This window comes from uncultured Shimia sp., assembly GCF_947498095.1.
Lineage (GTDB): Bacteria > Pseudomonadota > Alphaproteobacteria > Rhodobacterales > Rhodobacteraceae > Shimia.
This window is the reverse complement of sequence record NZ_CANMJE010000008.1, coordinates 137,169-162,865: the sequence shown is the minus strand read 5'-3', so window position 1 is coordinate 162,865 and position 25,697 is coordinate 137,169. Positions and strand designations below refer to the sequence as shown.

Genomic DNA, 25,697 nt, shown 5'->3' with positions numbered 1-25,697 from the left:
ACCGGCGATTTGCGCCCTCTTGCGGGAAGCGATTCGCTCGGTTAGGCTTAATTTGATCAAAAAATCGGTGACATATGAAAATCGGTATTCTGCAAACCGGCCATTCCCCGGACGAGCTTAAAGAAGATCTCGGCGATTATGGCGAAATGTTCGTGAAGCTTCTGGGAGACCAGGGGTTTGAATTTGAAGTCTTTAGCGTGGTGGACAATCAGTTCCCGGCCTCAATCGAGGACGCGGATGGCTGGCTGATCACCGGCTCGAAGCACGGGGCCTACGAGGATCATGACTGGATCCCTCCGCTTGAAGACTTAATTCGCGAGATTGCAAATATTGGAGATCCGCTGATCGGTGTGTGCTTTGGCCACCAGATCATTGCTCAGGCTTTGGGCGGCAAGGTTGAGAAGTTTGCAGGCGGCTGGGCTGTTGGGCGTCAGACTTATGACTTTGGCGGCGTCGAGATGGCCTTTAACGCCTGGCATCAGGATCAGGTGACCGAACGCCCTGAGGGCGCGGTCGTGCTGGCCAGCAATGACTTTTGCGAAAACGCCGCCCTGATCTATGGTGATCAGATCCTGACGATCCAGCCCCACCCCGAATTTGGCGCAGCCTTTATCGACGGGCTGATCAACACCCGCGGCAAAGGCGTTGTCCCACAGGATCAGCTGGACGAAGCGGAGACAAGGCTTGACCAACCCCTGGCAAACGAAACCTTCGCAGATCAAATGGCGGATTTCTTCCGCAAGGAGCGTGCATAATGGCCAATTGGATGAAAAATATCCCGCAGGCTGCACTGGACTATATCGACGGCAAACGACTCGACGAGGTTGAATGCATCGTCTCGGACCTGCCGGGCATTGCCCGCGGCAAGGCCGTGCCTGCCAAGAAATTCGCCACACAGGAGTTCTTTCACCTGCCGGATTCGATTTTCTACCAGACCATCACCGGTGGCTGGGGCGAAGCCGCTGGCGATGAAGGCTTTATCGAAAAGGACATGGTCCTACGCCCCGATTGGAGCACTGCGACGGCAGCCCCCTGGACAGGGGACTGGACCCTGCAGATCATCCACGACGCCTACGACGTGGAGGGCAACGCTATTGAATACAGCCCCCGCAATGTTCTGAAGCGGGTTGTTGACCTCTATGCCAAGAAAGGCTGGAAGGCCGTTGTCGCGCCTGAGATGGAGTTTTACCTCGTCGCTCGCAACATCGACCCCGCCAAAGCGATCGAGCCGATGATGGGACGTTCGGGTCGTCCGGCGGCCGCACGTCAGGCCTATTCGATGACCGCAGTGGATGAGTTCGGCCCCGTAATCGACGACATCTATGATTTCGCCGAAGCGCAAGGCATCGACATCGACGGGATCACCCAAGAAGGCGGTGCAGGTCAGCTTGAGATCAACCTGTTGCACGGCGACCCTATCGCGCTGGCCGATCAGGTGTTCTACTTCAAGCGGCTGATCCGCGAGGCAGCCCTGCGTCACGACTGCTATGCCACGTTCATGGCCAAACCCATCAGCGATGAACCGGGCAGTGCGATGCATATCCACCACTCGGTTATCGACATTGAGACCGGGGAAAACATCTTTTCCGGGCCACAGGGTGGAGATACGGACGCGTTCTTTCACTTTATCGCCGGCTTGCAGAACCATATGCCCGCCGCGATCCCATTGATTGCGCCTTACGTAAACTCATATCGTCGCTACGTGCGCGATCACGCGGCCCCGATCAATCTGGAATGGGCGCGTGACAACCGCACCACCGGTATCCGTATCCCGATCTCCAAACCCATTGCCCGCCGGGTTGAAAACCGTTTGGCCGGAATGGACTGTAACCCCTATCTGGCGATCGCGGCCTCGCTGGCCTGCGGCTATCTTGGGATGATGGAAAAGGAACGCCCCGACGCGCAGTTCAAAGGTGATGCCTATGAAGGCGAAGAGGATATTCCGCGCGAAATGAGCGCAGCACTGGATATCTTTGATGAAGCCAAAGACCTGCATGAGGTTTTGGGACCAGAATTCGCCCGTGTCTATTCGATCGTGAAGCGCACGGAATACGAAGAATTCCTGGGCGTGATCTCTCCTTGGGAGCGCGAGCATCTTCTGTTGAACGTATGATCCGCCGCACGTCAGGTTTTCGGGCGCTTTGGCGCCTGAAGCCTGCGGCGCGAGTATTTTTGCCAAAATGAAGGCAAGGGGGATTGCCATGAACCTGCTCTATTCCAATGACAAACAAGGCCAGTATCCAGACAGCTGGTACGCTGCCACGGCAACACAGCTCGAGCCGTTTGCCGCGTTGCGCGGGGAGACCAAGGCAGATGTTTGTGTGGTCGGCGCGGGCTACACCGGACTTTCGACCGCTTTGCATCTGGCCGAGCGCGGCTATGACGTTGCCTTGATTGAGGCTCATCGCGTTGGGTTTGGCGCCTCGGGACGCAATGGCGGCCAGTTGGGCTCGGGCCAGCGCATGGAGCAGGACGAGATTGAACACCTCTTAGGCATTGAGGACGCACACAAGCTCTGGCTGTTGGCGGAAGAATCCAAGCAGGTGACCAAGGGATTGATCGAAAAGCACGATATTGAGTGCCATCTGAAGCCGGGCATCGCACATGCCTGTTTCAGCGATCGGGATGTGCGCTCGGAACACCGCTATGTCGAACATCTGCAGAATGAATACGGCTATGACCAGATCGAAACGCTGGATCGCGACCAGATGCAGGCCATCTGTCCGTCACCCAAGTACGTCGGAGGATCGCTGGACATGTCTGCGGGGCATTTGCACCCCTTGGCTTATGCCTTGGGATTGGCCCGTGCCGCCAAAGCGGCTGGCGTTCGGATTTATGAGAACACCCATGTGCACGGGGTGCAAAAAGGCAGTCCGAATGTCGTCAAGACCGACAAGGGCCGCGTTGTTGCCGAACATGTGGTGCTGGCCTGCAATGGATACCTCGGCAACCTCGAGCGCAAGGTGGCCGCGCGGGTTATGCCGATCAACAATTATATCGCAGCGACCCGTCCGCTCAGCGACGAAGAACTGGACGGTGTTCTGCGCCGCGACTTGGCCATTGCCGACAGCAAATTCGTGATCAACTATTTCCGGCTGAGTCATGACAAGCGGTTGTTGTTTGGCGGTGGTGAGACCTATGGCTACCGCTTCCCCGAAGACATTGCCGCTGTGGTGCGCAAGCCCATGACCGAGATCTACCCACAGCTTGCCGATATCGAGATTGACTATGCCTGGGGTGGCACATTGGGCATCACCATGAAACGCATGCCGTTTTTTGCGCGTCTCGGATCCAGCGTGATCACCGCGTCGGGGTATTCTGGTCATGGCGTCGGCACCGCAACCCATGCCGGCATGCTGGTGGCCGAGGCGATTGCAGGACAAAGCGAAGGCTTTGACACGATGGCCCGTGTTCCAGCCCCGGCTTTCCCAGGTGGCGCCGGGTTGCGCACCCCCCTTTTGGTTCTGGCCATGACGTGGTTTTCCCTGCGCGATCGGCTTGGGTTCTGACGCAGCTCACCTGATGCGCGGAAATTCGCCCCGCGGCCCTCTGGCCGTGGGGTTTTTCATGGAAACGTCATGGTTCTTGGGATGTTGGGGCTGGATTTTGCCTCGCCCTCTATTTATATTTCCCAAAGCATTAATTAAGCAAAGTGAAATCTATGACACTTCCGCCGAATGTCTATGACGCCGAGCCCATCCCCGCATCCGCCAAAGCCGAGGTTGAACGCCTTTTGCAATCTGGCGACTTGTTTCGGTACACTGCGCCGCAGGATGCCCCTGTTTCGCTGATGGAATCCGAATTTGCCGAGATGATGGGAACGAAATACGCACTGGCGGTTTCGTCCTGTTCTGCAGCGCTGTTCCTGTCGCTCAAGGCCCTCAACCTGCCCCGCGATGCGCGGGTGCTGATCCCCGGCTTCACATTTGCCGCCGTACCCTCGTCGGTGGCACACGCGGATTGTGTGCCCGTGCTGTGCGAAGTGGGCGAAAACTATCGCATCGACGTGGCTGATTTTGAGCAACGGCTGGATGACAACATCTCTGCCGTCATCATCAGCCACATGCGCGGACATACCTCGGATATGGATGCGATCATGGCGCTTTGCGACGCCCGTGACATCCCCGTTATCGAAGACGCCGCGCACAGTCTTGGCACCACATGGCATGGACGCAAGATCGGCACCATTGGGCGCGTTGGATGCTTTTCCTTCCAGTCCTATAAGCTGGTCAATGCCGGCGAAGGCGGCATTCTGGTCACTGACGATGCCGATCTTGTGGCACGCGCGGTCATCATGTCCGGCGCATATGAGCATAACTGGCAAAAGCACAAAGCCCCCGAGGGCGACAACGCGGGCGACCTGCAAGCGGCCTTTGCGAAATGGCAGAACCAATTGCCGCTTTATAATTTGCGGCTCAATAACCTGTCCGCGGCAATCATCCGCCCGCAACTGACCGAAGTGCCGCGCCGGGTGCGTGACGGTCGCGCCAATCACGACTACGTCGCGGGCCTCTTGAACACCTCACCTTGGCTGGCTGTGCCGGATAAGCTCGCAGCAGAAGATCGCGCGCCGGATTCGATTCAGTTCAACCTGGTGGGCTTGGACAACGATCAGATCCTCGCCTTTCAGGCGGCGGCAAACCAGCGCGGCGTCAAAGTGCAGGTCTTTGGTCAGTCCACAGACAACGCCCGCGCCTTTTGGAACTGGCAATTCATCAAGGACCTGCCCGAGTTGCCGCAGACCCGCGCCATGCTGATGAAAGCGTGTGATGTGCGCCTGCCCGCACGGCTGAAGCGCGATGAGTTGGATACTATCGCAGGCGCGTTGACCGGCGCTGCCGAAGATGTCATGGGCCAAGCCCGCGCCTATGGAACATAGAGACAACCGTCCAGCAAGCGACTGACTGCCCAAGCCTTACCGAAAATCTGGTTAGCCGCAAAACAAAAGCCCCGGTCACAGGACCGGGGCTTTTCGTTGTTTGTGCTGACGTTTGCTTAGCTCATCTTGTTAAGCTTGGACTGCAATTCGGCCAGTTGTTTCTTAATATCGTCGAGGTCTTCGCCTTCTTCGGCTTTCTCTTTGGTCGCCTCAGGTTCCCCAGCACCGCCGGTCCAGCCACCCAAGCCGCCGGTCAACGCCTTCATAAACGCCTCTTGCTGCGCTTGCATCACTTCGAGGCCAGGCATTTTCATGCCACCACCGATCATCTTTTCCTGCCCGTCCCGGAACATATCGAACGAGGCCTGCAGGAACTGCGGCATCATGCTTTGTGCTTGGTTGGTATAGCTGCGCACCAGATCATTCAGCACATTAACCGGCAGCATGTTTTCACCACGGCTTTCATGTTCAGCAATGATTTGCAGCAGGTACTGGCGGGTCAAGTCGTCGCCAGTCTTAAGATCGACGATCTGGACCTCGCGGCCATCACGGATAAATCCGGCAATATCGTCCAGCGTCACGTAATCGCTGGTCTCGGTATTATAGAGCCGGCGGCTCGCATAACGCTTGATCAGAAGCGGTTTGTTGTCTTCGGCCACATGCATCTCCCCAAGAGTTTTTTGCGCGTTGCAGCAAAGTCTATGCGAGTGCAGCAAAAAAGGAAACAAAAAGAAAGGGCGAGCCATTGGCTCGCCCACGCATTCGGCACCATCAGGGAGGAGGGAGGCGCCGCAATTTCGCGTTTTTCTTATTTCGCTTTCGCGGTTGCTTTCTTAGCAGCCGTGGTCACGTCGTTGGTGGCTTTCTTAACAGCAGCAGTCGCCTCTTCGGTGACGTCTTTGCCAGCAGCCATCAGCAGTTCAACAGTTTCCATTTGAACTTTTTTCGCAACTTCAGCGAAGGCAGCCATGTTTTCAGCAGCAACTTCAGCCTGAGCAGAAGCGAAATCGGTCATCGCTTTGGCATAGTCGGCTGGCTCAGCTTTGGCTTTCGACATGTCGGCCAGTTTCGCCAGGGTGTCTTTGGTCCATTTCGACGAGATTTCCGAAGATTTCTCGGCGGCGTCCAGAGCAACACCAGTCAGTTTTTCGTTCAAAGATGCGGTGTTTTTGAATGCATCTTCCATTGCCGAAGTATCAACGGGGAATGCGCCCATCATGTCTTTCAGCATCGCGGTCATATCTTGAGTTTTAGCCATTTGACAGTTCCTTAAGTGATCTCGCGGGGCCAACCCGCTGTTGTATCCTGCCAACAATATGCTTTCTGCAGCGCAGCATTTCAAGATTTTTTTGCTGCACTGCAGAATAATTTTTGATTTTCTATTAAAATCAGCGTGTTGCGAGAACCCGAACGTAGGTTCCGGGGGCATCTTCTAGCACAGGATGCTCCGAATCACCGGGTTCGCGGGCCGAAACCTGCTTGCCAGACTTGGCCGAAAGCCACTTATCCCAAACCGGCCACCACGAGCCTTCGTTGAACGTGGCCCCTGCCATCCAGTCGTCGGCAGTGCCTTTAACGTCCTTGTTGGTGTAGTGGCCGTATTTCTTTTTCGAGGGCGGATTCACGATGCCAGCGATATGGCCGGACTCAGAAACAATGAATGTCTTTGAGCGGCTCTTGGTCTGTTGGAACCCGTGATAGCAATCTTTCCAGCGCGCGATGTGATCGGTCTCACAGGTGACTGAACACAACGGCACGTCCACATCCGAGATATGCAACCGCTCGCCGCACAGCTCGATGCCATCACCGACGAATTCATTCTCCTGGCAAAGTTCACGTAAATACTGATGCGCCATCTTACCCGGCAAACCAGATCCATCGCCATTCCAATACAAAAGGTCAAACGCCGGAGGCGCCTCGCCCATCATGTAGCTTTTGATTGCAGGCCCATAGACCAGATCGTTGGATCGCAAGTACGAGAATGTGCGCTGCATGATAAATGAGCGCAGCAGCCCTTCGTCTTCGATCTCATCATCAATCCCGTCAATAAAGTCATTGCCAAGGAACGGCGTAAACTCACCCTGATCGCCAAAATCCGTCAGCGTCGTGAAGAACGTCGCGCTTTTGACCGACTTGTCGCCGCGCTGTTTCATCAGGGACAACGTCAGATGCAAGGTCGTTCCCGCAATGCAGTAGCCTACGGCATTAACCTGTTTTTGGCTGGTGAGCTTCTTGACCTCGTCGATCGCGGTCAGGAAACCATCTTCGATATATTCGTCCAGCCCCACCTCTCGGTACGTGCGATCCGGGTTGATCCAGCTCACAATAAAGACAGTGTAGCCCTGATCGACCGCCCATTTGATCATGCTGTTCTGCTCTTTCAGATCCAGAATGTAGTATTTGTTGATCCAGGGCGGAAAGATGATCAGCGGGATCTCATGCACTGTTTCTGTAGACGGGCTGTATTGCAGCAGCTCGAACATGCGATTGCGATACACCACCTTGCCCGGCGTGGTCGCGATGTTCTTGCCTATTTCAAAGGCACTTTCATCGGCAAGACGCACCACCAGCTCGCCGTTATTGGCCTCAAGATCGGAAATCAGGTTCTCCAACCCTTTCACCAGCGATTCGCCTTCGGTCTCGATCGCTTTCTCCAGAACGTCCGGATTCATCCCCAGAAAGTTCGTCGGCGACATCATATCGATGATCTGCTGCGAGAAATACTCAAGCCGCTGCTTATCCTTGCCTTCAATCCCCTTAATATCCGAAACCGCTTGCCGAATGGCGTCTGCGTTGCGCATGTATTGCTGTTTGATGAAGTTGAAATAGGGGTGAGACTGCCACAAAGGATTGGAAAAACGCCGGTCCGTGGGGGTGTCATCGGGGGCTGCTTCCAGCTTGCCGTGCATTAAGACATTTTGAGCATCGACGAAATGCCGCACCGACTTGGTCCAGTACTCCAGTTGATGTTCGAACATCTTCCCCGGGTCCTGCATCATCGCCTGAACGTAAGCATTTGCAGCGTTTACAAAGACTTCGCCGTCTGGCGCGTTCAATTCCGTGCGCAGTGGTTTACGGCGCGTCATCACGTCGACCAGACGTGCCGACAACTCTTCAACGCGCGCAAGATTGGCGTTCATTTTGTCCAGATTCGCGCTTTCGGCATTCTCTTTAGTTGTCATATTCAAAAATTGGTCCTATTCTCGCTGCTACGCAGCATAAACCCATGGCTCTTAACAGGGCAAACGAATTTCCGGGCTCTCAATACCCGGTAAAACAGGAGACGCCCATGCGATACATGGCCACGTATGATTGGATGGACACCGTCCGCAATACCAACCAGTGGATGGGCGCATCTGCCCTTGCCATGGCATCGTACCCGGTTTTTTCGCTTATGCCCAACCCTGCGTTGGAGTGGATGCGCGCCTGGGGCGAAGTTACTGAGCGTACGTTCCAGCGCATGGTGGTCAAACCCGACTGGGGTATTCGCACCTTTACCTGTGAAGACGGCAAGGACCATCTGGTCAATATTGAAACCGTGGTTGAACGCCCGTTTGGCGATCTGATCCACTTCAATGTTGCCGGTCGCGAGACGCAACCGCGCAAGATCCTGTTGGTTGCCCCGATGTCCGGTCACTATGCCACCCTGCTGCGCTCAACAGTCAAAAGCCTGATCGTAAATTGCGAAGTCTACGTGACAGACTGGCATAATGCGCGTGACATTCCTGTGTCCGAAGGCAAATTCGACATCGAGGACTACACGCTGTATCTGGTTGATTTCCTGAAAGAAATGGGCCCGGACACGCATGTAATCGCCGTGTGCCAGCCCGCGCCACTGACACTGGCGGCTACGGCCTACCTCGCGGGCGAAGACCCTGATGCACAGCCACGCTCGTTGACCCTGATTGGCGGACCGATCAATCCCAATGCTGCCTCGACGGATGTGACCGACTTTGGCCATCGCGTGACGATGGGCCAGCTCGAAGAGATGATGATTCAGCGCGTCGGCTTTAAGTACCCCGGCGTTGGTCGCATGGTATATCCCGGCCTGCTTCAGCTCGCATCCTTCATGTCGATGAACGGCGAACGCCATTCAAAAGCGTTCCAGGACCAAATTCAGCGCGTCGTACGCGGCGAAGCGTCGGACCACGACGCCCACAACCGGTTCTATGATGAATATCTGGCGGTCATGGACATGCCAGCCGAGTTCTACCTATCGACAGTGGAGCGTATTTTCAAAAACGGTGAGATCGCCAACAATGAGTTTGTCGTCGGGGGCCGCAAGGTCGATATCGGCAAGATCACGACGGTCGCCGTAAAAACTGTTGAAGGTGGCAAAGACGACATCACTGCTCCCGGACAATGTGTGGCGGCACTTGATCTGTGCACCGGTCTGCCGGACGATAGAAAGGCCAGCTATGTTGAGCCAAACGCCGGTCACTACGGCATTTTCGCTGGCAAGAGCTGGCGCAACAACATCCGGCCTTTGGTGCTTGAGTTTATCGACGCCAACGCCGAAGCGCCCAAGCCTAAAGCAAAAGCCAAAGCTGCCAAGAAGCCAGCAAACAAAAACGCCGCGGCGTAAGGCGGCACAATTCATGAAAATCAGGGGCCGTTCAGGCCCCTTTTTTATTGCAGAACAAAGGGTTGTTTCATCCAGGTCCGCAACGCCTCGGTTGTGGCTGCGGGTTGTTCGAGTGTCGGCAAATGACCGGCATTCTTGATGACCATCAGCTCAGCATAGGGGATCAATTCGGCCATGAAACTGTGGCGTTTCGGCGGCGTCAGACCATCGTATTCGCCACACAGAACCAATGCGGGCACCTTGCAACGCCGCAATGTGCCCTGCTGATCGCGCCGACGTTGCAGCGCTCGGGCTTGCCGGACAAAGACGTCCGACCCCAGATACAACCCCATCTCGCGCACAAGCGCCAAAACCTCTGTGCGCTGAGGTTCCGGCGCCAGAAACTCAGGCCGCATGAACTCGGTCAGAACCTGCTCCAGCCGCCCTGCCCGCGCACCAACGATCATCGGCTCGTAAGCAGCTGAACTCTGTGGGGTTTCCGCCAGCGGGTTGGTGTCCATCAAGGCCACGCGCGTGACGCGGTCAGGCGCCCGGCGAAGGATCTCCATCGCGACGACCCCCCCCATGCTCAGCCCTGCCAGCGCAAATTTCGCTGGTAACTGCGACAGGATCGACGAGGCAATCTCTTCGATACGTTCACCTTGGGTGATTGGGGCGACTGTCACGACAAACTCCGAAGAGAGCTCCGCAATCTGCGGTCCAAACAACCGCGCGTCACACATCATACCGGGTAAGAGAACCAGCGGTTCGCTCATGGTGCTTGCCTTTTGCCTTACGCGGGGTCCGTTGCCCGCGGTGTCAGTGTCGGTCCAGTCGCAAGCCCCGTCAAGCGCTTCGGCGGATTATGACTCTGCGTAACCCGTCCACCGGAACGCGCCTCCAGGGGACAAAGGTGAAAACGGGTTCCACGCAATCTCCCAAATATGCCCATCCAAGTCTGCGAAGTACCCGTGGTGCCCACCCCAGAAAACGTCCTGCGCAGGCTTGAGGATTTTCGCCCCCGCCGCTTCGGCCTTCGCCAACAATGGCGCTACATGCTCTTTCTCGCGGAGATTGTGGGCCAGTGTTATGCCAGAAAACCCGCCAATGTCCTGTGTCTCGATGCCCAATTCATCCGCCAACGCCGCTTTGGGATAAAGACCTAGCGTCTGGCCAATCAAATCAAATGCAATCACACCATCCGGACTTTCCACCCGTTTCCAACCAAGCGCCTCGTAAAACGAAGCGCTCTTTTCCAGATCGTCGACCGCAAGCGTGATCAAGCTCACACGCGGCTGCATTGTTTCACTCATCAAATGAGCCTTTCATGTTAAATTGTTGATCCAATTAATAATATTTACTGTGGTAATTTGCGTTTGACCGGGGGAGAGTATGTCGCCCGCGATGACATGATTGTAGGGATCATCGCCCTCACCAAGCGTCCGCGCTTCCAATGTCACTGGGCCACCCCATTGCCCGGCAATCTCGCGCGTCGCGGCATGATCGACAACCCCATCCGCATCTGAGAACCAGAACAGAACGGGATGTGTCGCCGCACCATAATCCTGCGCAACGCTATGTTGAACCAGTGCTGCCATCTGAAACAGGGCTTCTGTCGGATAGGTTGTGGTCCAGTAAGTGTTATGGCCCTCGTTCTGCCCCTCCCATGACCGGGTTTTTCCGGCAGCTACTGGCACCCAATAGCGGGCGGCGGGCATGGTCAGCACACCAGCCGTCGGGTCATTGATCCGGAAGTTTGGCGAAATCATCACCAGCCCTTTGACACGCTCCATCATTGCGGGCTGCAAAGCGGCTTCGGCGGCCAAGGTCGCCCCTGTTGAAGTTGAGATCACGATGACCTCATCACCAATGCGCCGCCCAATCTCAAGTGCCTCGGCCATGTCGGTCATCCACTCTTGCGCCCTGGCTTTGGCCAAGGCCCCCCCCGGACGTCCGTGCCCCGCGAGCCGCGTGTAGTGCAGGTTCGCCCCCAATTCCCGGGCCACCATGTCAGGCACAGGTCGGATTTCTTCGGACGTGGCCGAAAATCCATGCACATAGACAATGGACAGTGGCGTTTTTGTACCCGGCTCGTCGTACCAAATGACACGTTTTTCGGTTCCGGGTGTTATGTCGGAAATCTCTGCCTCTTGCGCGGCGAGATACGCTTCGACATCCGCGCCGATGGCCGCAGGGTCATGGCTCGGCACAACCGAAATCCGCTCGTATGGCCCGAATATCCACAGCGCGAGACTGGCCAGAACAAGGACCAGAAGGCTCCGTCCCAAAAAACGCCCAAATGTTCGCATTCTACAACTTATCCTCGCATAATGACCTTCTCGACGCTCTTTTCGATCAGCTTCAGACAAGTCTCATCAGAGAACCTATGGTCCGCACCCTTCACCAAAGTCAGTCGAATATCGTCGCCTTCGGCATGATCTAACAGTTTTAGCGCCACATCCCTGTCGACCGCCGTATCTTCGGTGCCTTGCAACATGCGAACCGGGAAAGGCAACGCCAGAGGCGCGCGCAGAACCAGGTTTTTGCGGCCGTCTTCGATCATCCGACGGGTGATGATATAGGGCTCCATGTAATCCGAAGGTAATTCCACGTGGCCGACAACATCCAAGGCCTGTTTCTGCGAGTCTGTGAAACCCGCCCAATAACTGTCTTCAGTAAAATCTGGTGCGGCGGCGATTGTGACCATGCCCGCGATACGCTCAGGGATTGCCCGCGCGAGCAACAGCGCCTGCCAGCCCCCCATCGAGGAGCCAAGCACAATCAGTGGTCCCGTGGTCAGGGCATCTATGGCCGCCAGCGTGTCTTCGTGCCAGTCGCCGATGCACCCGTCTTCGAATGTGCCAGAACTTTCCCCATGCCCGGAGTAGTCAAACCGCAGAAACGCTTGATCGCGCTTATGTGCCCAGGCCTCCAGATACACGGCTTTGGTGCCTTCCATGTCGGATTTCAGCCCCCCCAGAAAAACCACAGTAGGCCCTTGGGTTCCACTTTTGTGATAGGCGATGCGACGCCCTTGGGGGCTGTCAAAGAATTGCGTGACGCTCATTGTCGATCCCTTGTTGTCTGACGCGACCTTAGCCTTCGCGACGCGGCCTTGAAAGCCCGCTTGACTTGGCCCGGCCAAAGGCGCAAAACCTGCCCCGAACCACATACCCGCAACCGGGCGTCCCGTAGGCGCCAAACTGACGAGGAGCTATAGGCACATGGCCGATATTTCCCTTACTTTTCCTGATGGCAATGCACGTTCTTTCGAGAGCGGCGTTACCCCTGCCGTTGTGGCGGCATCGATCTCTAGCAGCTTGGGCAAAAAGGCGATTTCCGCCACTGTCGACGGCAAGCACTGGGATCTTCAATGGCCGATCAGCGCCGATGCGACAATCGCCATCAATACCCTCAAAGACAGTGACGCCGAAGCGCTGGAACTGATCCGGCATGACTGCGCCCATATCATGGCCCGCGCCGTGCAAGAAATCTGGCCCGACGTCAAAGTCACCATCGGCCCGGTCATCGAACATGGCTGGTATTATGACTTTGACCGCGACGAGCCGTTCACGCCTGAAGACTTGGGCGCCATTGAGAAGAAGATGAAAGAGATCATCAATCGCCGTGACCCGGTTACCACCGAGGTCTGGGATCGTGATCGCGCGGTCAAGTTCTACGAGGCCAACAACGAGCCTTATAAGGTTGAGCTGATTGACGCCATTCCCGGCGAAGAGCCGCTGCGCATGTATTGGCACGGCCATTGGCAGGATCTTTGCCGTGGCCCACACCTGCAACATACTGGTCAGGTCCCTGCCGACGCCTTCAAACTGATGCGCGTCTCGGGCGCCTATTGGCGTGGTGACAGCAAAAACGCTCAATTGCAGCGCATCTATGGTGTGGCCTTCAAAAACAAGGAAGACCTGAAAAAGCACCTGCACTTCCTTGAAGAGGCCGAAAAACGCGACCACCGTAAGCTGGGCCGCGAAATGAATCTGTTCCACATGCAGGAAGAAGCCCCCGGTCAGGTGTTCTGGCACCCCAATGGCTGGACGATCTACACCCAGCTTCAGGATTACATGCGCCGCAAGCAACGTGCGGGCGGGTATCAGGAAATCAACACGCCGCAGGTTGTGGACCGCAAACTGTGGGAAGCCTCGGGCCACTGGGAAAAGTATCAGCACCACATGTTCATCGTCGAAGTCGACGAGAGCCGTGATGGTGAAAACGATGACGCCAGTGCCAAGAGCCACGAACACACGCGCATCAACGCGCTGAAACCGATGAACTGTCCCTGCCACGTGCAGGTGTTCAATCAGGGCCTGAAATCCTATCGCGACCTGCCCCTGCGGCTGGCCGAGTTTGGATCCTGTGCGCGATTTGAACCCTCGGGCGCGCTGCACGGCATCATGCGTGTGCGCGGCTTTACGCAGGACGATGCGCATATCTTCTGCACCGAAGAGCAGATTCAGGAAGAATGCGCCAAGTTCATCGACTTCCTCGCGGATATCTACAGCGAACTCGGTTTCCCTGAGTTCGAGATCAAGTTCGCCACCCGCCCTGAAAAGCGCGTCGGCAGTGATGAAAGCTGGGATTACGTCGAAGGTGCGCTGGAGAACGCGATCAAGGCCGTAGGCCGTGACTACACGTTGGAACCGGGTGATGGCGCCTTTTATGGGCCAAAGCTCGACTTTTACCTGACGGATGCCATTGGCCGGGTCTGGCAATGTGGCACCTTCCAGGTTGATCCCAACCTGCCCGAGCGTCTGGATGCGACTTACATTGCGGCGGATGGCGGCAAGCACCGCCCCTATATGCTGCACCGCGCCTGTCTTGGGTCGTTCGAACGCTTTGTCGGCATTCTGATCGAGAACTGGGAAGGCAAACTGCCGTTCTGGCTGGCGCCGCGTCAGGTTGTTGTGGCCGCAATCGTCTCGGATGCGGATGACTATTGCCTTGAGGTTGTCGAAGCCCTGAAAGCAGTTGGCGTGCGCGCCGAGGCCGATCTGCGCAATGAAAAGATCAACTATAAGGTCCGCGAGCATTCGGTTGGCAAGGTTCCGGTCATTCTGGCCATCGGCAAGAAAGAGGTCGAAGAAGGCACCGTTTCAACCCGCCGCTTGGGTGAGAAGCAAAGCAAAGTCCAGACACTGGACGAAATCGTGAGCCAACTCGCGATTGAGGCCACGCCTCCTGACCTAGCGTAACATCGATTGCAACAATCGGCGGGCGCGTCCGGGAAAACCGGGCGCGCCCGTTTCGTTTTCGAAACATTTGCCGCCTTCCAGCGCTGGAATCCTCACGAAACCGTCACACCCTCTGACGCGGTCGTGATACACGCCCCCGTGATTGGTACGTGTGACCCTTCCCGACTTAGATTTTTCACATGCCGCCTCAAACGGTGGCTCGAATGACAAACCTAACTAGGGAAGAGAACACCATGTCGAAGACCGTAAAAACACTCGCCGTCGCCAGCGCAGTAGCAGCCGCCCTGACCGCCGTAAGCCACACCGAAGCCGCAGCAGCGGGTAAAGAAAAGTGCTATGGCGTTTCGATGGCCGGCAAAAATGACTGCGCCGCGGGCCCCGGCACCACATGCGCCGGCACCTCGACCGTGGACTACCAAGGCAACGCCTGGACACTCGTCGACGCGGGCACCTGCATGGAAGTAGAACTGCCAGCACAGGCAGACGGCACGATGCGCAAAGGCTCGCTGGAAGCGCTGGAGCGTGACCTGCCGGCATAAGCTGGTTCTCTGGCCCCGATGCACATGTGTCGGGGCCAACTTTGCGGACACCTCTACAATTTGTGCTATGTTTATCCTTTAACCTCGTAAGTATTTGTTCAGATCAACGAACTATTAGGTGAAAGGGAGTGAAAATGTCGGACCCATTGAAAGCGTTGTCGCTGGCCGGTGCAGTTGCTACTGCTCTGGCGCTACAAGCAGATCCAGCAGCGGCCGCAAAAAAAGAAAAGTGCTTTGGCATTTCGATGGCGGGTGAAAACGGCTGCAAGGCCGGACCGGGAACATCCTGTGCTGGGACTTCGACCGTGGACTATCAGGGCAATGCCTGGACACTGGTTGATGAGGGCACATGCCTGGAAATTGAACTACCCGATCTAGCAGATGGCACACCAAGAAGCCCCGCGCTTGATGCCTTAGATCGTGACCTACCAAGCTGACTGTCAAATCCGAAAGCCTGCCCCCATGTTTGACGTGACATCCCGTTTCCCGGACCTGCCGAATGCCCCAGGTGTTGGATACAAACCCCAACACTTCCAAAACATCATGGAAGATCCCGGGTCAGTTGGTTGGCTGGAAATTCACGCCGAAAACTACATGGGGGCCGGTGGTCGCCCGCTGGCCCAACTACGTCACCTCGCCGAACGATTTCCGGTCTCGGTGCATGGCGTCGGACTGTCCATCGGCGGTGAACGCGATCTGGATGCCGACCATCTGGCGCGACTGAAACATCTGGTAGACTGGCTTCAACCCACTGTTTTTTCAGAACACCTTGCCTGGTCCAGCCATGAAAGCGCGTTTCTGAATGATCTGTTACCCCTGCCTTACACGAATGAGACTCTGACCCGCGTGGCCGACCACATCGACCAACTGCAAGAGACCATCAAGCGGCAGATGATGCTAGAAAACCCCTCCAGCTACCTCGCGTTTGAAGAAAGCACATGGTCCGAGCCGGATTTCCTTCGGGAACTGGGCAAGCGGACCGGCTGTGGCCTGTTGCTGGATGTGAACAACGTTTTTGTCTCGGCCACAAACCTGACCTATGATCCCCGCGCTTATATCGACGATTACCCACTGGAATTGGTTGGAGAAATTCACCTTGGCGGTCATGACGAGGACGAAGATGAGCATGGTGCGCCGCTGCTGATCGACAGCCACGGCAAACCCGTCGTCGATCCGGTCTGGGCACTCTTGGATCATACGCTTGAGCGCGCTGGCCCGCGTCCGATCCTAATTGAATGGGACAATGATGTGCCTGAGTGGCCCGAACTGGAATCCGAGGCCGCCCGCGCGGCCAAGGCCCTTGCAAAGGTCGCGGCATGAGTGTCACCCAATCAGATTTTCGCGCCGCGTTGTTGAACAACGATCTGGCAGCGCCAACAGGGTTAAAGGATGCCAATGGTGTCCCTGCCGGGCGAAGGTTTGATGTCTACCGCAACAATGTGGCCGTTTCCTTGACCGAGGCGCTTGAAACCGGCTTCCCGGCAATCGCAAAACTTCTGGGCGAAGAAAACTTCAAAGCAATCGCAGGCGTATACCTGCGTCAATCCCCTCCGAGCAGCCCTCTCATGATGTACTATGGCGCGAGCTTCCCCGCATTCCTGCGCGGCTTTGAACCTTTGAAGCATCTCGGCTATCTCGGAGATGTGGCGGACATGGAAATGGCCATGAGGCGCTCTTACCACGCCGCGGATTCCGCTGAGATGGACGACGACGTCCTGTCCCGGATCCCTCCGGAAAATCTGGCGACCGCCAAAATTGAGCTGGTTCCATCCGTAGAGATTGCCACCTCACCCTGGCCGATCTACGACATCTGGGCCTTTAACATGATTGAAGGGGCCGCCAAGCCCACTGCAGGCGCTCAGGACGTGCTGATTGTACGTCGGGATTTTGATCCCGAACCACAGCTGATGCCCGCCGGTGGCGGCGCCTTTGCCGTCGCATTGGCTGCGGGCGAAACCCTTGGGGACGCCGCTGAATTGGCCACGCAATCCACTCCGGACTTCGACCTCAGCGCCAGCCTCGCGCTCTTGCTGACCTGTCGAGCCATCTTGTCTACAAACACCTGAGGAACCAGCATGAATGCCTTGATTTCACTCCATAATTCCGTTTTATCAAGGTTAGAACGGGCAGACTGGATTATCCCAACCCTGGCGCGATTTCTGTTCGCAGCGGTCCTGCTGTTCTACTTCTGGAACTCTGGCCTGACCAAACTGGGCGACGGGTTTTTGGGACTATTTCAACCGTCGACCGGGGCCTATGTTCAAATCTTCCCGCGGGTGTTTGAGGCTGCAGGCTACGACACATCACAGCTGTCACTGTTCCATTGGGCTGTCGCTTTGGGCGGCACATGGGCCGAGTTCATCCTGCCGTTGATGATCGTTCTGGGGCTGCTGTCACGCTTGGCGGCCGTGGGCATGATCGGATTTATCGTGCTGCAATCACTCACGGACATTGTCGGCCATCACGCGGATGCCAGCACCATTGGCGCTTGGTTTGATCGGATCGAGAACAGCGCGATCATGGATCAACGCGCGCTATGGGTATTCTTGATGGCAGTCATTGTGGTCAAGGGCGCAGGGCCACTGTCCCTTGACCGACTTTTGTCGAAGCGATCAGCTTCAAAAGTGTGATTTAGGTTCGTCCGGCTTACCAGCGGCAATCGCTAGGATGCCGCCAAGGGCCGCGAAAGAGATCGGGAACATGGTAAAGACGCCAAACCCAAAAGCCGCATACATGCCGATCGCCGACAGGATCAGCAAAACGCCACCCCACAAGGCACGGGCCCGAGACATCGCCCCGCCCGCAATCGCCAAAAGCGGTGACAACAGGCCCGCCGCTTTGACCAACTGTTCGTTCTCAACATAGCTGAACAGCTCGCCAACTTCGTTGTAGCGTTCCGTGACTTCGATATAGCCCCAGCTGAAAAACCCGATAAACATGCCGAACACTCCGGCGATAATCCCCAATGTCAGGGCCGCATTGCGCATTTACTCGTCCTCATTAGATCTCTGGTATTCGACATAAGCCCGGATTTACTCCAATCCAAGGGCCTCCCGCACATCTTTGCCCCAGCCAAGGTACAGCGCACCCTGATGGTCAATCAGTGGACGCTTCATCAATGCCGGATGGGCGTGCAACAGGTCCAATGGCGCCGCCAGACGCTCTTCTTCCGTCAAACCCCGCCATGTGGTTGATCGCGTATTAAGCAAACTGCCGCCGAATTCATCCAGTGCCCGTGTTAGAATTTCCTCTGGCACACCCTCTATTCGAACGTCGACCAACTGCGCATTTTCAATTTCTTTCAGTGCCTTACGACAAGTGTCACAGTTCTTAAGCCCATAAAGGTTCATTGGTTTTCCCACTTTTTGTCCGTCTTGGAGCGACCAACTGACGGTTTTCTGATTCAGTTTTGCTTGATTTTTACATACGCCGTGCAATCCTTCGACCTACATTTGCACCTAGATCTGTCATCAAACAGATTTCATTGCAAAATGTGGTTCGGGACATGTTTCATCCCCCGGACAAAATGACTTGGGAAGGAGACGCGGTATGGCAAGTGGTACCGTCAAGTGGTTCAACACCACCAAAGGGTTTGGATTTATTGCGCCGGATGACGGCGGAAACGATGTATTCGTCCATATATCGGCGGTTGAAGCCGCCGGGATGACCGGGCTCGCGGACAACCAAAAGGTCGAATACGAGCTCGTCGAAGGTCGCGACGGCCGGATGATGGCCGGCGAAATCAAAGCGGTGTGACGAACACTGGGGCGCCTGGCGCCCCTGTCGCTTGCTTAGCTGCAGCCCTTGGTGCCTGCCGCACATTGCTGCATGGCCGGCGCGCTGTGGGAAGCATTATAGGTTGCGTTCGGCTTGCCGCAGCAGATGACACCTCCGAAAACGACTGGTTGATATCCGGCCTGACAATGGTTTGTTGAGGTCGGATAAGCTTCGATCAGGATGCCTTCGGGCTGATTGACCGGACCGATCTGGGGGGCATTGCTGCTCCAGGTTTGTGCGCCAACAGGCGCCGCCAGACATGTCGCCACCATCAGTGCAGAAATCAGTTTTGTCATCGCAGAGCCCACCTATGCTTGGACAAAATGCCATTAACGCATTGAAAATAGGGCGATGTTGGGCGTGCTGTCAATTTCCACTATGGAAACGCAGCGTTTCTGATTTGTCATCAGCCGGTGTCTGTCGCTATGACGTGTTAGCGGCGCAGATACTCATGCACAACACAGGCTGGGCTGTCGTTCCGCAGCGGTGTCTTGCCAATCAACTCCCATTCATCATCACCGAAAGTCGGGAAAAACGTGTCAGCATCCGGCACGTCCAGATCGACCTCGGTGACCAGCAGCCGGTGCGCCAACGGCAACAGGTCTTGATAGATGCGAAACCCGCCAATGCCGTAAACCCGTCGGTGCCCGGCCGCATGCGCGGTATCAATTGCGGCCTCAAGCGACGGGCACACGGTTTCGGCCAGAGAAGGGTTGGACGAAACCACGATATTCAAGCGATTTTTCAAGGGCTTGAACGGAAGACTATCCCAGGTATTGCGCCCCATGATGATAGCGGCGCCACTCGTCTCGCGTTGAAAGAACTTCAAGTCTTCAGGTGCATGCCACGGGATTGCGTTGCCTTTGCCAATAGCGCCATTGCGATCACGGGCGACGATCAGAGAGATCATCCCTTACACCGCCACAGGTGCGGAGATCGCCGGATCGGGATCATAATTCAGCACCTCAAAGTCCTCGTATTTGAAATCAAACAGCGAGGTCACGTCGGGATTGAGCCGTATCTGCGGCAAGGGTTTGGGCGTGCGCGCCAACTGCGTTTTAACCTGTTCCATATGGTTCGAGTAAATATGTGCATCACCGATTGCGTGAATGAAATCACCGGCCTCATATCCGGTGACCTGCGCCAGCATCTTCAACAACAGCGCATAAGACGCGATGTTGAAAGGCACACCCAGAAACATGTCAGCTGACCGCTGGTAAAGCTGCAGATGCATCTTGTTGCCGATGATCCGCACCTGCCACAGCGTATGACATGGCGGCAATGCCATATCTGGCACGTCACCGGGGTTCCAGGCTGAGACAATCAAGCGACGGCTGTCCGGCGAGGTCTTGATCATCCGCAACAGATCGGCAATTTGGTCAACCTCGCCAATACCCTCTGCACCAAATTTAGGAAAATGACGCCATTGATGGCCATAAACTGGCCCCAAATCCCCGTTTTCATCCGCCCATTCATCCCAAATCGAAACACCGTTTTCCTTGAGATAACGGATGTTCGTGTCGCCCGAGAGGAACCACAGAAGTTCGTGAATAATGGAACGCAAGTGCAGCTTTTTGGTCGTCACCATCGGAAAGCCGTCGGCCAGCGGATAGATTGCCTGCATCCCAAAATGCGAGATCGTACCGGTGCCGGTGCGGTCCGTTGAGTCTTGGCCATGTTCCAGAATCATCCGCAACTGATCGAGATATTGCTGCATCTGCTCTTCCCCCCGGGAATTGTTCTTGGCCTAGTCATAAAGACTTCGTGAACGCGCGCCAAGGCGGTTTGGACTGGAAACATGGGCAAGGCAGTGGTTTGATCGCGTCAACACATGCAAAGGGGAAAACGATGCATCTGAAATACCTGCACACGATGGTGCGTGTCAGCGATCTTGAGGCGTCTATGGCGTTTTATGCCTTGCTTGGCCTCAAGGAAATCCGACGCTGGGACAGTGACGCGGGCCGCTTTACGCTGATCTATCTGGCCTCGGAAGGCAACGAAGAGACACCTTTAGAGCTGACCTATAACTGGGATGGCGATGACGGCTTGCCCAGCGACTCGCGGCATTTTGGTCATCTCGCCTACGAGGTCGGTAATATCTACGAGATGTGCCAACACCTGATGGACAATGGTGTGACCATCAATCGCCCCCCGCGCGACGGGCGCATGGCGTTTGTGCGCTCACCAGACAATATCTCGATCGAACTCCTGCAACAGGGTGACGCTCTGGCACCGGCAGAGCCGTGGACCAGTATGGACAGCGTCGGACACTGGTGATCCGGGCTTTTGCCCTCGGCAGCCTGTTGATGGCTGCTCAGGCTGAGGCGGCCGAGTGTCGCCTCGCGCTGGCTCTGGCGCTGGACGTGTCCTCGTCCGTGGACACGCTGGAAGATACGTTTCAGCGGCGCGGCCTGGCCAACGCGCTGATCGCACCGGATGTTGAGCGCGCATTTTTCCTGTCTCCTCAACCGGTTGCTCTGGCCGTGTTTGAATGGAGCGGCGCCAAGCATCAGCGCCTGTTGGTGGATTGGCGTATGATTGATACGCCACAGGATCTGCTGGACGTCGCAGAATTGCTGCGCGCATCAAAACGCACAAACAATACCGAAGCGACGGCCCTAGGGCAGGCTTTGGCATATGCGTCTGCATTGATGGCCAACGGCCCGGATTGCACAGCCAAAACACTGGATGTGAGTGGTGACGGCAAGAACAACGACGGGTTCCCACCAGACAAAGCTTACAAGTACTTTCCCTTTGAAAACATCACTGTAAATGGACTGGCCATTAAGACAGTAGGCACATCCATGGCGGCATTCACCGCGGTGCCGATCGACATCGCCGGCTATTACCGCCGCGAGGTGATCCGAGGCCCCAACGCCTTTGTGGAAGAAGCCCAGAACTATGGCGACTACGAGCGGGCCATGACCCGAAAGCTGGAACGGGAACTGGCACCTTTGGCGGTGACCATGAAAATGGACCAGCCGTGACGCGCCTGGTCATCCCTTTGTTGGCTGCGCTCATGATCGCATCGGGCGCACAGGCAGACTGCCGTCAGGCGCTGGCACTGGGGCTGGACGTGTCAGGCTCGGTCGACACAAACGAGTATCGGTTGCAATTGGATGGCTTGGCCGCCGCGCTGAGCGCGCCCGAAGTACGCGAGGTTCTGTTGGCCGAACCAGATTGGCCTGTGCGTCTGGCGGTCTTTGAATGGAGCGGGCCACGTCAATTCAATCGCCGTTTGCTGGTCGGCTGGACCGAGGTGACAACGCTTCAGGACCTGGATCAGATCATCGCTCTGTTGCACCAAACCCAAAGACGTCCCGCAGATCCCTCAACTGCGTTGGGCTCAGCGATAACCTACGGCACGGAATTGCTGGAAATCCAATCTGATTGCCCCAAGCGTACGCTGGATATTTCCGGGGACGGGAAATCCAATACAGGTCCCCTGCCCCAATCGGTGCCAAGCCCCGGCTGGCTGGTCGTGAATGGGCTGACCATTGGCGATGACAGTGGAAACGCCAAACTGTCGCTACAGGAACTTAGCGCCTATTACACAGCCAATGTTATTCGCGGCCCCGGTGCGTTTGTTGAGACTGCACAGAGTTTTGATGACTATGAACGCGCCATGGCGCGCAAACTTTTGCGTGAGTTGCAAGGGCTCTCACTGGCCGGGTCAACACCCGAACTCTGACGGATTAGGACGACCCGCACTCATTACCAAAACTCTGCGCAGCGCTTACGGGTCGCTTGGCGCAAATCAATAGATATAGCGGATCTGGTCACTCCAGTAGCGTTCGACCCGACGCAGGGCAAAGGTGATACCGTCAATACCGTCGCCCCCAGAATACCCTTGGATTGCAGGCCCTCGGCGTGGCGGCCAAACAGCGCCTCAACAACCAGGTGAGTCTCGCGCCCTTTAGGCGTCAGACGCACGCGAACCGAGCGACGGTCAACCTCGCAGCGCTGGTGGTGCATATAGCCCATCTCAACCAGCTTCTTGAGATTGTAGCTGACGTTGCTGCCCTGATAGTACCCGCGCGATTTCAATTCGCCGGCGGTCACCTCGTTGTCGCCAATATTGAACAGCAGCAACGCCTGAACCGCGTTGATTTCCAACACGCCGACGCGTTCAAATTCATCCTTGATAACATCCAGCAATAAGCGGTGCAGCCGCTCAACCAATGCAAGGGAATCCAGATAAGACAACATAAAGCCCTTGTCCGTCTTCTCTCCAATCGATCCGTGAATACTCATGTTTGTCTCCGGCAGTCATTCCTCAAATCGGAAACTGGGGGAAAAACACGAACATTAGGTTAAGTCGTGCGGTAATCGCTTAAAATGCGATCTATTTGGAGCCCGAGATGGCCTGCGAGATATCGTGGATCAACGCCGAGAACTTTTCGGGTGCAGCGACCTGTCCGGTCACCCACTGATACAGGTCCTGATCGTTTTCATGTAGCAGAGCATCATAGAGATCCAAAGTTGGCGCATCCATCTGCGCCAGATTGTCATCGGCATAGCGCTCCAGAATCAAATCCATCTCTTTGATGCCGCGCCGCATCGAGCGCATCTTCATCCGTTTCAGGCGGTGCTCATGCGTTTCAGTCATTTGGTTCAGTCTCTTTCACAACCAACCGCAGCTTTTTCTCTAGCCGCGCCATTTGGTCGAGGCTGTTCTTCATCTGCGCACGCACGTCGCGCAACTCCACCAAAAGCCCGGCCAGTTCGGGATTGTAGGTCTCACCTTCGTCAAGAGCCGATGAGATGCCTTCACCTTCGCCGGTCAACAACCAGACAACGGATACGTTCAACAACCCGGCCATCATCTGCAATTTGTTGGCGCGAGGCTCGCTCACATCGTCTTCCCAACCCCGCGCGGTCGACAGCTTGACGCCAAGGCGCCGCGCAAATTCTTCCTGACCTAGGCCCTGATAGTCGCGTGCTGCTGCCAAACGGTCCCCGAACGTCGCCACGTCATCGCCATACCAATAGTCATGATAGTCGTCGTCGCTGATATCTTCAGCCATTTGCGAGCTTCCTTTGCCTAAGCGCTTGATCGGGTGCGAGGCGCACCCTAAGACATGGAAGCATTGAATACAAAGAGGAACTCCCATGTCTTTCCTGTCCGCGACACTTTCCCGCGTAAAACCCTCTCCAACCATCGCGGTCACCACCAAGGCAGGCGAACTTCGAGCGGCTGGCCGCGACGTGATCGGCCTCGGTGCGGGCGAGCCGGATTTTGACACACCCGAAAACATCAAGGCCGCTGCCGTGGCCGCAATCGGGGCTGGGAAAACCAAGTACACCGCTGTCGACGGTATTGTGGAACTCAAGGCCGCGATCTGCGCCAAATTTCAGCGCGAAAACAACCTGACCTATGCGCCTGAGCAGGTCAGCGTTGGCACGGGCGGCAAGCAAATCCTCTATAATGCGCTGGTCGCAACCCTGAACCCCGGCGACGAGGTGGTCATTCCTGCGCCCTATTGGGTCAGCTACCCGGATATGGTGCTGCTGGCAGGCGGCGAACCGGTGATCGCTACGGCAACGCTGGAAAACAACTTCAAGCTCACACCTGAGCAGCTTGAGGCCGCGATCACGCCAAAGACCAAATGGCTGATCTTCAACTCTCCCTCGAACCCGACTGGTGCTGGCTATAGCCGCGACGAGTTAAAGGGCCTCACGGATGTTCTGATGCGCCACCCGCATGTTTGGGTGATGACGGACGATATGTATGAACATTTGGCCTATGATGATTTTGAGTTCTGCACCCCTGCCGAATTGGAGCCCGGTCTGTATGAGCGCACGTTGACCTGCAACGGTGTCAGTAAGGCCTATGCCATGACCGGCTGGCGTATTGGTTACGCGGCTGGCCCGGTCAAGCTGATCGCCGCCATGCGCAAGATCCAATCGCAGTCTACTTCGAACCCCTGTTCCGTCAGCCAATGGGCCGCGGTCGAGGCGCTGAACGGGCCGCAGGACTTTCTGGCCACCAACAACCAGACCTTTACGCGCCGCCGCGATCTGGTGGTGTCGATGCTGTCGGAAATTGACGGCATCACCTGTCCGGTCCCCGAAGGTGCCTTTTATGTCTATCCGTCCATTACCGGGCTGATCGGCAAGACCTCACCCGCTGGCACAGTGATCTCGGATGACGAAGCCTTTGCCACGGCGCTCTTGGAAGAGGCCGAGGTTGCGGTTGTCTTTGGCGCGGCATTCGGGCTTTCCCCAAACTTCCGCGTCAGCTACGCTACGTCGGACGAGGCCCTGAAAAAAGCGTGTGAGCGCATTCAGGCCTTCTGTGCCTCGCTAACGTAAGGGACTGCGATGTCAGCTGTACTGCCTGAATACTATTTCCGTGTTCGTGAGAATGGGGCATTTGTGTTTCGGGTGAACACCGAGAACCGTCAGCGACGCATCGATATGGATCAAATCGCCGTTGTGAATATTCGCAACGGCGAGATCAAACCGCACGGGGACCGCACCCTGTCGCAAGAAGACCTCGAGGCGATCCGCGAGTGGATGGTCGAACGACAAGAGATTCTGGCACATCGGGACATTGATGACATTCACCGGGCAGTGGATCACATGAACCTGACCACGCAATGGGCGCAGTCACGGGCCAGTGATGAACAACTGGAAGACGTCACCGATGCGCTGCTTCTGGCGATGAACGACCTGCGCTCGGTTCTGGTACGCAAAAAAGCGGATCGTTTGACGAGAGAGTGATTGCG

Annotated in this window: 31 protein-coding genes and 1 pseudogene; 17 read left to right on the top strand and 15 right to left on the bottom strand. The window is 56.3% G+C overall.

What is annotated here, in order from left to right:
• The first annotated feature begins 74 nt into the window (after positions 1 to 74).
• From Q0932_RS14600 to Q0932_RS14585, 4 genes are all read left to right on the top strand, one after another.
• Complete coding sequence (locus Q0932_RS14600) at positions 75 to 755, top strand: type 1 glutamine amidotransferase (RefSeq protein ID WP_299354561.1); 681 nt, start codon at positions 75 to 77, stop codon at positions 753 to 755.
• Positions 755 to 2,113 carry a glutamine synthetase family protein gene (locus Q0932_RS14595; RefSeq protein WP_299354558.1) on the top strand — a complete coding sequence of 453 codons (1,359 nt, stop codon included), beginning with the start codon at positions 755 to 757 and terminating at the stop codon, positions 2,111 to 2,113. Before Q0932_RS14600 ends, Q0932_RS14595 begins: the two co-directional genes overlap by 1 nt.
• A gap of 88 nt (positions 2,114 to 2,201) precedes the next feature.
• The gene (locus tag Q0932_RS14590) at positions 2,202 to 3,509 is read left to right on the top strand and encodes an FAD-binding oxidoreductase (protein ID WP_299354555.1); all 1,308 of its coding nucleotides are present in this window, start codon (positions 2,202 to 2,204) and stop codon (positions 3,507 to 3,509) included.
• Positions 3,510 to 3,661: 152 nt separating this feature from the next.
• Complete coding sequence (locus tag Q0932_RS14585) at positions 3,662 to 4,879, top strand: aminotransferase class I/II-fold pyridoxal phosphate-dependent enzyme (RefSeq protein WP_299354551.1); 1,218 nt, start codon at positions 3,662 to 3,664, stop codon at positions 4,877 to 4,879.
• A gap of 116 nt (positions 4,880 to 4,995) precedes the next feature.
• Here Q0932_RS14585 and phaR read toward each other — a convergent pair whose 3' ends face one another.
• The 3 genes from phaR to phaC all read right to left on the bottom strand — a co-directional run bounded on the left by phaR (position 4,996) and on the right by phaC (position 8,061).
• Positions 4,996 to 5,538, bottom strand: a complete 543-nt coding sequence (gene phaR / locus Q0932_RS14580; RefSeq protein WP_299354548.1) for a polyhydroxyalkanoate synthesis repressor PhaR — start codon at positions 5,536 to 5,538, stop codon at positions 4,996 to 4,998.
• A gap of 149 nt (positions 5,539 to 5,687) precedes the next feature.
• Entirely contained in the window at positions 5,688 to 6,137 is a 450-nt protein-coding gene (locus tag Q0932_RS14575; protein ID WP_299354545.1) for a phasin family protein, read from the bottom strand.
• A gap of 130 nt (positions 6,138 to 6,267) precedes the next feature.
• Positions 6,268 to 8,061, bottom strand: a complete 1,794-nt coding sequence (phaC, locus tag Q0932_RS14570; protein ID WP_299354542.1) for a class I poly(R)-hydroxyalkanoic acid synthase — start codon at positions 8,059 to 8,061, stop codon at positions 6,268 to 6,270.
• 107 nt (positions 8,062 to 8,168) lie between these two features.
• Here phaC and phaZ point away from each other — a divergent pair, with 107 nt between their 5' ends.
• Positions 8,169 to 9,464: a polyhydroxyalkanoate depolymerase gene (gene phaZ, locus Q0932_RS14565; protein ID WP_299354539.1), complete on the top strand. Its 1,296-nt coding sequence runs from the start codon at positions 8,169 to 8,171 to the stop codon at positions 9,462 to 9,464.
• 44 nt (positions 9,465 to 9,508) lie between these two features.
• On the opposite strand, the gene Q0932_RS14560 is transcribed toward phaZ, so the two are convergent.
• From Q0932_RS14560 to Q0932_RS14545, 4 genes are all read right to left on the bottom strand, one after another.
• Positions 9,509 to 10,219 (bottom strand): alpha/beta fold hydrolase, encoded by a 711-nt coding sequence (locus Q0932_RS14560; RefSeq protein WP_299354536.1) that lies wholly within the window; start codon positions 10,217 to 10,219, stop codon positions 9,509 to 9,511.
• 87 nt (positions 10,220 to 10,306) lie between these two features.
• Entirely contained in the window at positions 10,307 to 10,744 is a 438-nt protein-coding gene (locus tag Q0932_RS14555) for a VOC family protein (RefSeq protein ID WP_299354721.1), read from the bottom strand.
• A gap of 24 nt (positions 10,745 to 10,768) precedes the next feature.
• On the bottom strand, positions 10,769 to 11,752 hold the full coding sequence (locus Q0932_RS14550; protein WP_299354533.1) for an alpha/beta fold hydrolase: 984 nt from the start codon (positions 11,750 to 11,752) through the stop codon (positions 10,769 to 10,771).
• Between the two features lie 8 nt (positions 11,753 to 11,760).
• Positions 11,761 to 12,510, bottom strand: a complete 750-nt coding sequence (locus tag Q0932_RS14545; RefSeq protein WP_299354530.1) for an alpha/beta hydrolase — start codon at positions 12,508 to 12,510, stop codon at positions 11,761 to 11,763.
• A gap of 157 nt (positions 12,511 to 12,667) precedes the next feature.
• Here Q0932_RS14545 and thrS point away from each other — a divergent pair, with 157 nt between their 5' ends.
• The 6 genes from thrS (at position 12,668) to Q0932_RS14515 (ending at position 17,819) form a co-directional block, all read left to right on the top strand.
• Entirely contained in the window at positions 12,668 to 14,650 is a 1,983-nt protein-coding gene (thrS, locus tag Q0932_RS14540; protein ID WP_299354527.1) for a threonine--tRNA ligase, read from the top strand.
• A gap of 233 nt (positions 14,651 to 14,883) precedes the next feature.
• Positions 14,884 to 15,189: a DUF2282 domain-containing protein gene (locus Q0932_RS14535; RefSeq protein WP_299354524.1), complete on the top strand. Its 306-nt coding sequence runs from the start codon at positions 14,884 to 14,886 to the stop codon at positions 15,187 to 15,189.
• A 134-nt stretch (positions 15,190 to 15,323) separates the two neighbouring features.
• On the top strand, positions 15,324 to 15,626 hold the full coding sequence (locus Q0932_RS14530) for a DUF2282 domain-containing protein (RefSeq protein WP_299354521.1): 303 nt from the start codon (positions 15,324 to 15,326) through the stop codon (positions 15,624 to 15,626).
• 25 nt (positions 15,627 to 15,651) lie between these two features.
• Positions 15,652 to 16,509: a DUF692 domain-containing protein gene (locus Q0932_RS14525; protein WP_299354519.1), complete on the top strand. Its 858-nt coding sequence runs from the start codon at positions 15,652 to 15,654 to the stop codon at positions 16,507 to 16,509.
• On the top strand, positions 16,506 to 17,255 hold the full coding sequence (locus Q0932_RS14520; protein ID WP_299354515.1) for a DNA-binding domain-containing protein: 750 nt from the start codon (positions 16,506 to 16,508) through the stop codon (positions 17,253 to 17,255). Before Q0932_RS14525 ends, Q0932_RS14520 begins: the two co-directional genes overlap by 4 nt.
• Positions 17,256 to 17,264: 9 nt before the next feature.
• The gene (locus Q0932_RS14515) at positions 17,265 to 17,819 is read left to right on the top strand and encodes a DoxX family protein (protein WP_299354513.1); all 555 of its coding nucleotides are present in this window, start codon (positions 17,265 to 17,267) and stop codon (positions 17,817 to 17,819) included.
• Here Q0932_RS14515 and Q0932_RS14510 read toward each other — a convergent pair.
• On the bottom strand, positions 17,808 to 18,176 hold the full coding sequence (locus Q0932_RS14510; RefSeq protein WP_299354510.1) for a hypothetical protein: 369 nt from the start codon (positions 18,174 to 18,176) through the stop codon (positions 17,808 to 17,810). The two genes, Q0932_RS14515 and Q0932_RS14510, sit on opposite strands and share 12 nt — an antisense overlap.
• A gap of 45 nt (positions 18,177 to 18,221) precedes the next feature.
• Complete coding sequence (locus tag Q0932_RS14505) at positions 18,222 to 18,539, bottom strand: ArsC/Spx/MgsR family protein (protein ID WP_299354508.1); 318 nt, start codon at positions 18,537 to 18,539, stop codon at positions 18,222 to 18,224.
• A gap of 199 nt (positions 18,540 to 18,738) precedes the next feature.
• On the opposite strand from Q0932_RS14505, the gene Q0932_RS14500 reads away from it, so the two are divergent.
• On the top strand, positions 18,739 to 18,945 hold the full coding sequence (locus Q0932_RS14500; RefSeq protein WP_299354505.1) for a cold-shock protein: 207 nt from the start codon (positions 18,739 to 18,741) through the stop codon (positions 18,943 to 18,945).
• A gap of 35 nt (positions 18,946 to 18,980) precedes the next feature.
• Here the strand turns inward: Q0932_RS14500 and Q0932_RS14495 are convergent, their stop codons facing one another.
• The 3 genes from Q0932_RS14495 to Q0932_RS14485 form a co-directional block, all read right to left on the bottom strand.
• Entirely contained in the window at positions 18,981 to 19,262 is a 282-nt protein-coding gene (locus Q0932_RS14495) for a hypothetical protein (protein WP_299354502.1), read from the bottom strand.
• 137 nt (positions 19,263 to 19,399) lie between these two features.
• Complete coding sequence (locus Q0932_RS14490) at positions 19,400 to 19,876, bottom strand: dihydrofolate reductase (RefSeq protein WP_299354499.1); 477 nt, start codon at positions 19,874 to 19,876, stop codon at positions 19,400 to 19,402.
• Positions 19,877 to 19,879: 3 nt separating this feature from the next.
• Positions 19,880 to 20,683 (bottom strand): thymidylate synthase, encoded by an 804-nt coding sequence (locus Q0932_RS14485; protein ID WP_299354496.1) that lies wholly within the window; start codon positions 20,681 to 20,683, stop codon positions 19,880 to 19,882.
• Between the two features lie 131 nt (positions 20,684 to 20,814).
• On the opposite strand from Q0932_RS14485, the gene Q0932_RS14480 reads away from it, so the two are divergent.
• Genes Q0932_RS14480 through Q0932_RS14470 form a run of 3 tightly spaced genes read left to right on the top strand, consistent with a single transcriptional unit; the run spans position 20,815 to position 22,657 of the window.
• Positions 20,815 to 21,243, top strand: a complete 429-nt coding sequence (locus tag Q0932_RS14480) for a VOC family protein (RefSeq protein ID WP_299354493.1) — start codon at positions 20,815 to 20,817, stop codon at positions 21,241 to 21,243.
• A complete protein-coding gene (locus Q0932_RS14475) occupies positions 21,210 to 21,953 on the top strand; it encodes a DUF1194 domain-containing protein (RefSeq protein WP_299354490.1) in 744 nt (247 codons plus the stop codon). The genes Q0932_RS14480 and Q0932_RS14475 overlap by 34 nt, the downstream gene beginning before the upstream one ends.
• Positions 21,950 to 22,657, top strand: a complete 708-nt coding sequence (locus Q0932_RS14470) for a DUF1194 domain-containing protein (RefSeq protein WP_299354487.1) — start codon at positions 21,950 to 21,952, stop codon at positions 22,655 to 22,657. The genes Q0932_RS14475 and Q0932_RS14470 overlap by 4 nt, the downstream gene beginning before the upstream one ends.
• Positions 22,658 to 22,723: 66 nt before the next feature.
• On the opposite strand, the pseudogene Q0932_RS14465 reads toward Q0932_RS14470, so the two are convergent.
• The 3 genes and pseudogenes from Q0932_RS14465 to Q0932_RS14455 form a co-directional block, all read right to left on the bottom strand.
• Positions 22,724 to 23,220: pseudogene (locus tag Q0932_RS14465) on the bottom strand (winged helix DNA-binding protein).
• 91 nt (positions 23,221 to 23,311) lie between these two features.
• Positions 23,312 to 23,575: a succinate dehydrogenase assembly factor 2 gene (locus tag Q0932_RS14460; protein WP_299354485.1), complete on the bottom strand. Its 264-nt coding sequence runs from the start codon at positions 23,573 to 23,575 to the stop codon at positions 23,312 to 23,314.
• A complete protein-coding gene (locus Q0932_RS14455; RefSeq protein WP_299354482.1) occupies positions 23,568 to 23,993 on the bottom strand; it encodes a helix-turn-helix transcriptional regulator in 426 nt (141 codons plus the stop codon). Before Q0932_RS14455 ends, Q0932_RS14460 begins: the two co-directional genes overlap by 8 nt.
• An 85-nt stretch (positions 23,994 to 24,078) precedes the next feature.
• Here Q0932_RS14455 and Q0932_RS14450 point away from each other — a divergent pair, with 85 nt between their 5' ends.
• Together Q0932_RS14450 and Q0932_RS14445 are read left to right on the top strand one after the other, a co-directional pair.
• Positions 24,079 to 25,281 (top strand): pyridoxal phosphate-dependent aminotransferase, encoded by a 1,203-nt coding sequence (locus Q0932_RS14450; protein WP_299354480.1) that lies wholly within the window; start codon positions 24,079 to 24,081, stop codon positions 25,279 to 25,281.
• Positions 25,282 to 25,290: 9 nt separating this feature from the next.
• Complete coding sequence (locus Q0932_RS14445) at positions 25,291 to 25,692, top strand: hypothetical protein (protein ID WP_299354477.1); 402 nt, start codon at positions 25,291 to 25,293, stop codon at positions 25,690 to 25,692.
• Positions 25,693 to 25,697: the final 5 nt, after the last annotated feature.

Bases quoted from the DNA above. Each gene is read 5' to 3' on its own strand.
- Q0932_RS14600 (WP_299354561.1), top strand. From the start codon at position 75: ATGAAAATCGGTATTCTGCAAACCGGCCATTCCCCGGACGAGCTTAAA.
- Q0932_RS14595 (WP_299354558.1), top strand. From the start codon at position 755: ATGGCCAATTGGATGAAAAATATCCCGCAGGCTGCACTGGACTATATC.
- Q0932_RS14590 (WP_299354555.1), top strand. From the start codon at position 2,202: ATGAACCTGCTCTATTCCAATGACAAACAAGGCCAGTATCCAGACAGC.
- Q0932_RS14585 (WP_299354551.1), top strand. From the start codon at position 3,662: ATGACACTTCCGCCGAATGTCTATGACGCCGAGCCCATCCCCGCATCC.
- Q0932_RS14575 (WP_299354545.1), bottom strand. From the start codon at position 6,137: ATGGCTAAAACTCAAGATATGACCGCGATGCTGAAAGACATGATGGGC.
- phaC (WP_299354542.1), bottom strand. From the start codon at position 8,061: ATGACAACTAAAGAGAATGCCGAAAGCGCGAATCTGGACAAAATGAAC.
- phaZ (WP_299354539.1), top strand. From the start codon at position 8,169: ATGCGATACATGGCCACGTATGATTGGATGGACACCGTCCGCAATACC.
- Q0932_RS14560 (WP_299354536.1), bottom strand. From the start codon at position 10,219: ATGAGCGAACCGCTGGTTCTCTTACCCGGTATGATGTGTGACGCGCGG.
- Q0932_RS14555 (WP_299354721.1), bottom strand. From the start codon at position 10,744: ATGCAGCCGCGTGTGAGCTTGATCACGCTTGCGGTCGACGATCTGGAA.
- Q0932_RS14550 (WP_299354533.1), bottom strand. From the start codon at position 11,752: ATGCGAACATTTGGGCGTTTTTTGGGACGGAGCCTTCTGGTCCTTGTT.
- Q0932_RS14545 (WP_299354530.1), bottom strand. From the start codon at position 12,510: ATGAGCGTCACGCAATTCTTTGACAGCCCCCAAGGGCGTCGCATCGCC.
- thrS (WP_299354527.1), top strand. From the start codon at position 12,668: ATGGCCGATATTTCCCTTACTTTTCCTGATGGCAATGCACGTTCTTTC.
- Q0932_RS14535 (WP_299354524.1), top strand. From the start codon at position 14,884: ATGTCGAAGACCGTAAAAACACTCGCCGTCGCCAGCGCAGTAGCAGCC.
- Q0932_RS14530 (WP_299354521.1), top strand. From the start codon at position 15,324: ATGTCGGACCCATTGAAAGCGTTGTCGCTGGCCGGTGCAGTTGCTACT.
- Q0932_RS14525 (WP_299354519.1), top strand. From the start codon at position 15,652: ATGTTTGACGTGACATCCCGTTTCCCGGACCTGCCGAATGCCCCAGGT.
- Q0932_RS14520 (WP_299354515.1), top strand. From the start codon at position 16,506: ATGAGTGTCACCCAATCAGATTTTCGCGCCGCGTTGTTGAACAACGAT.
- Q0932_RS14515 (WP_299354513.1), top strand. From the start codon at position 17,265: ATGAATGCCTTGATTTCACTCCATAATTCCGTTTTATCAAGGTTAGAA.
- Q0932_RS14510 (WP_299354510.1), bottom strand. From the start codon at position 18,176: ATGCGCAATGCGGCCCTGACATTGGGGATTATCGCCGGAGTGTTCGGC.
- Q0932_RS14505 (WP_299354508.1), bottom strand. From the start codon at position 18,539: ATGAACCTTTATGGGCTTAAGAACTGTGACACTTGTCGTAAGGCACTG.
- Q0932_RS14500 (WP_299354505.1), top strand. From the start codon at position 18,739: ATGGCAAGTGGTACCGTCAAGTGGTTCAACACCACCAAAGGGTTTGGA.
- Q0932_RS14495 (WP_299354502.1), bottom strand. From the start codon at position 19,262: ATGACAAAACTGATTTCTGCACTGATGGTGGCGACATGTCTGGCGGCG.
- Q0932_RS14490 (WP_299354499.1), bottom strand. From the start codon at position 19,876: ATGATCTCTCTGATCGTCGCCCGTGATCGCAATGGCGCTATTGGCAAA.
- Q0932_RS14485 (WP_299354496.1), bottom strand. From the start codon at position 20,683: ATGCAGCAATATCTCGATCAGTTGCGGATGATTCTGGAACATGGCCAA.
- Q0932_RS14480 (WP_299354493.1), top strand. From the start codon at position 20,815: ATGCATCTGAAATACCTGCACACGATGGTGCGTGTCAGCGATCTTGAG.
- Q0932_RS14460 (WP_299354485.1), bottom strand. From the start codon at position 23,575: ATGACTGAAACGCATGAGCACCGCCTGAAACGGATGAAGATGCGCTCG.
- Q0932_RS14455 (WP_299354482.1), bottom strand. From the start codon at position 23,993: ATGGCTGAAGATATCAGCGACGACGACTATCATGACTATTGGTATGGC.
- Q0932_RS14450 (WP_299354480.1), top strand. From the start codon at position 24,079: ATGTCTTTCCTGTCCGCGACACTTTCCCGCGTAAAACCCTCTCCAACC.
- Q0932_RS14445 (WP_299354477.1), top strand. From the start codon at position 25,291: ATGTCAGCTGTACTGCCTGAATACTATTTCCGTGTTCGTGAGAATGGG.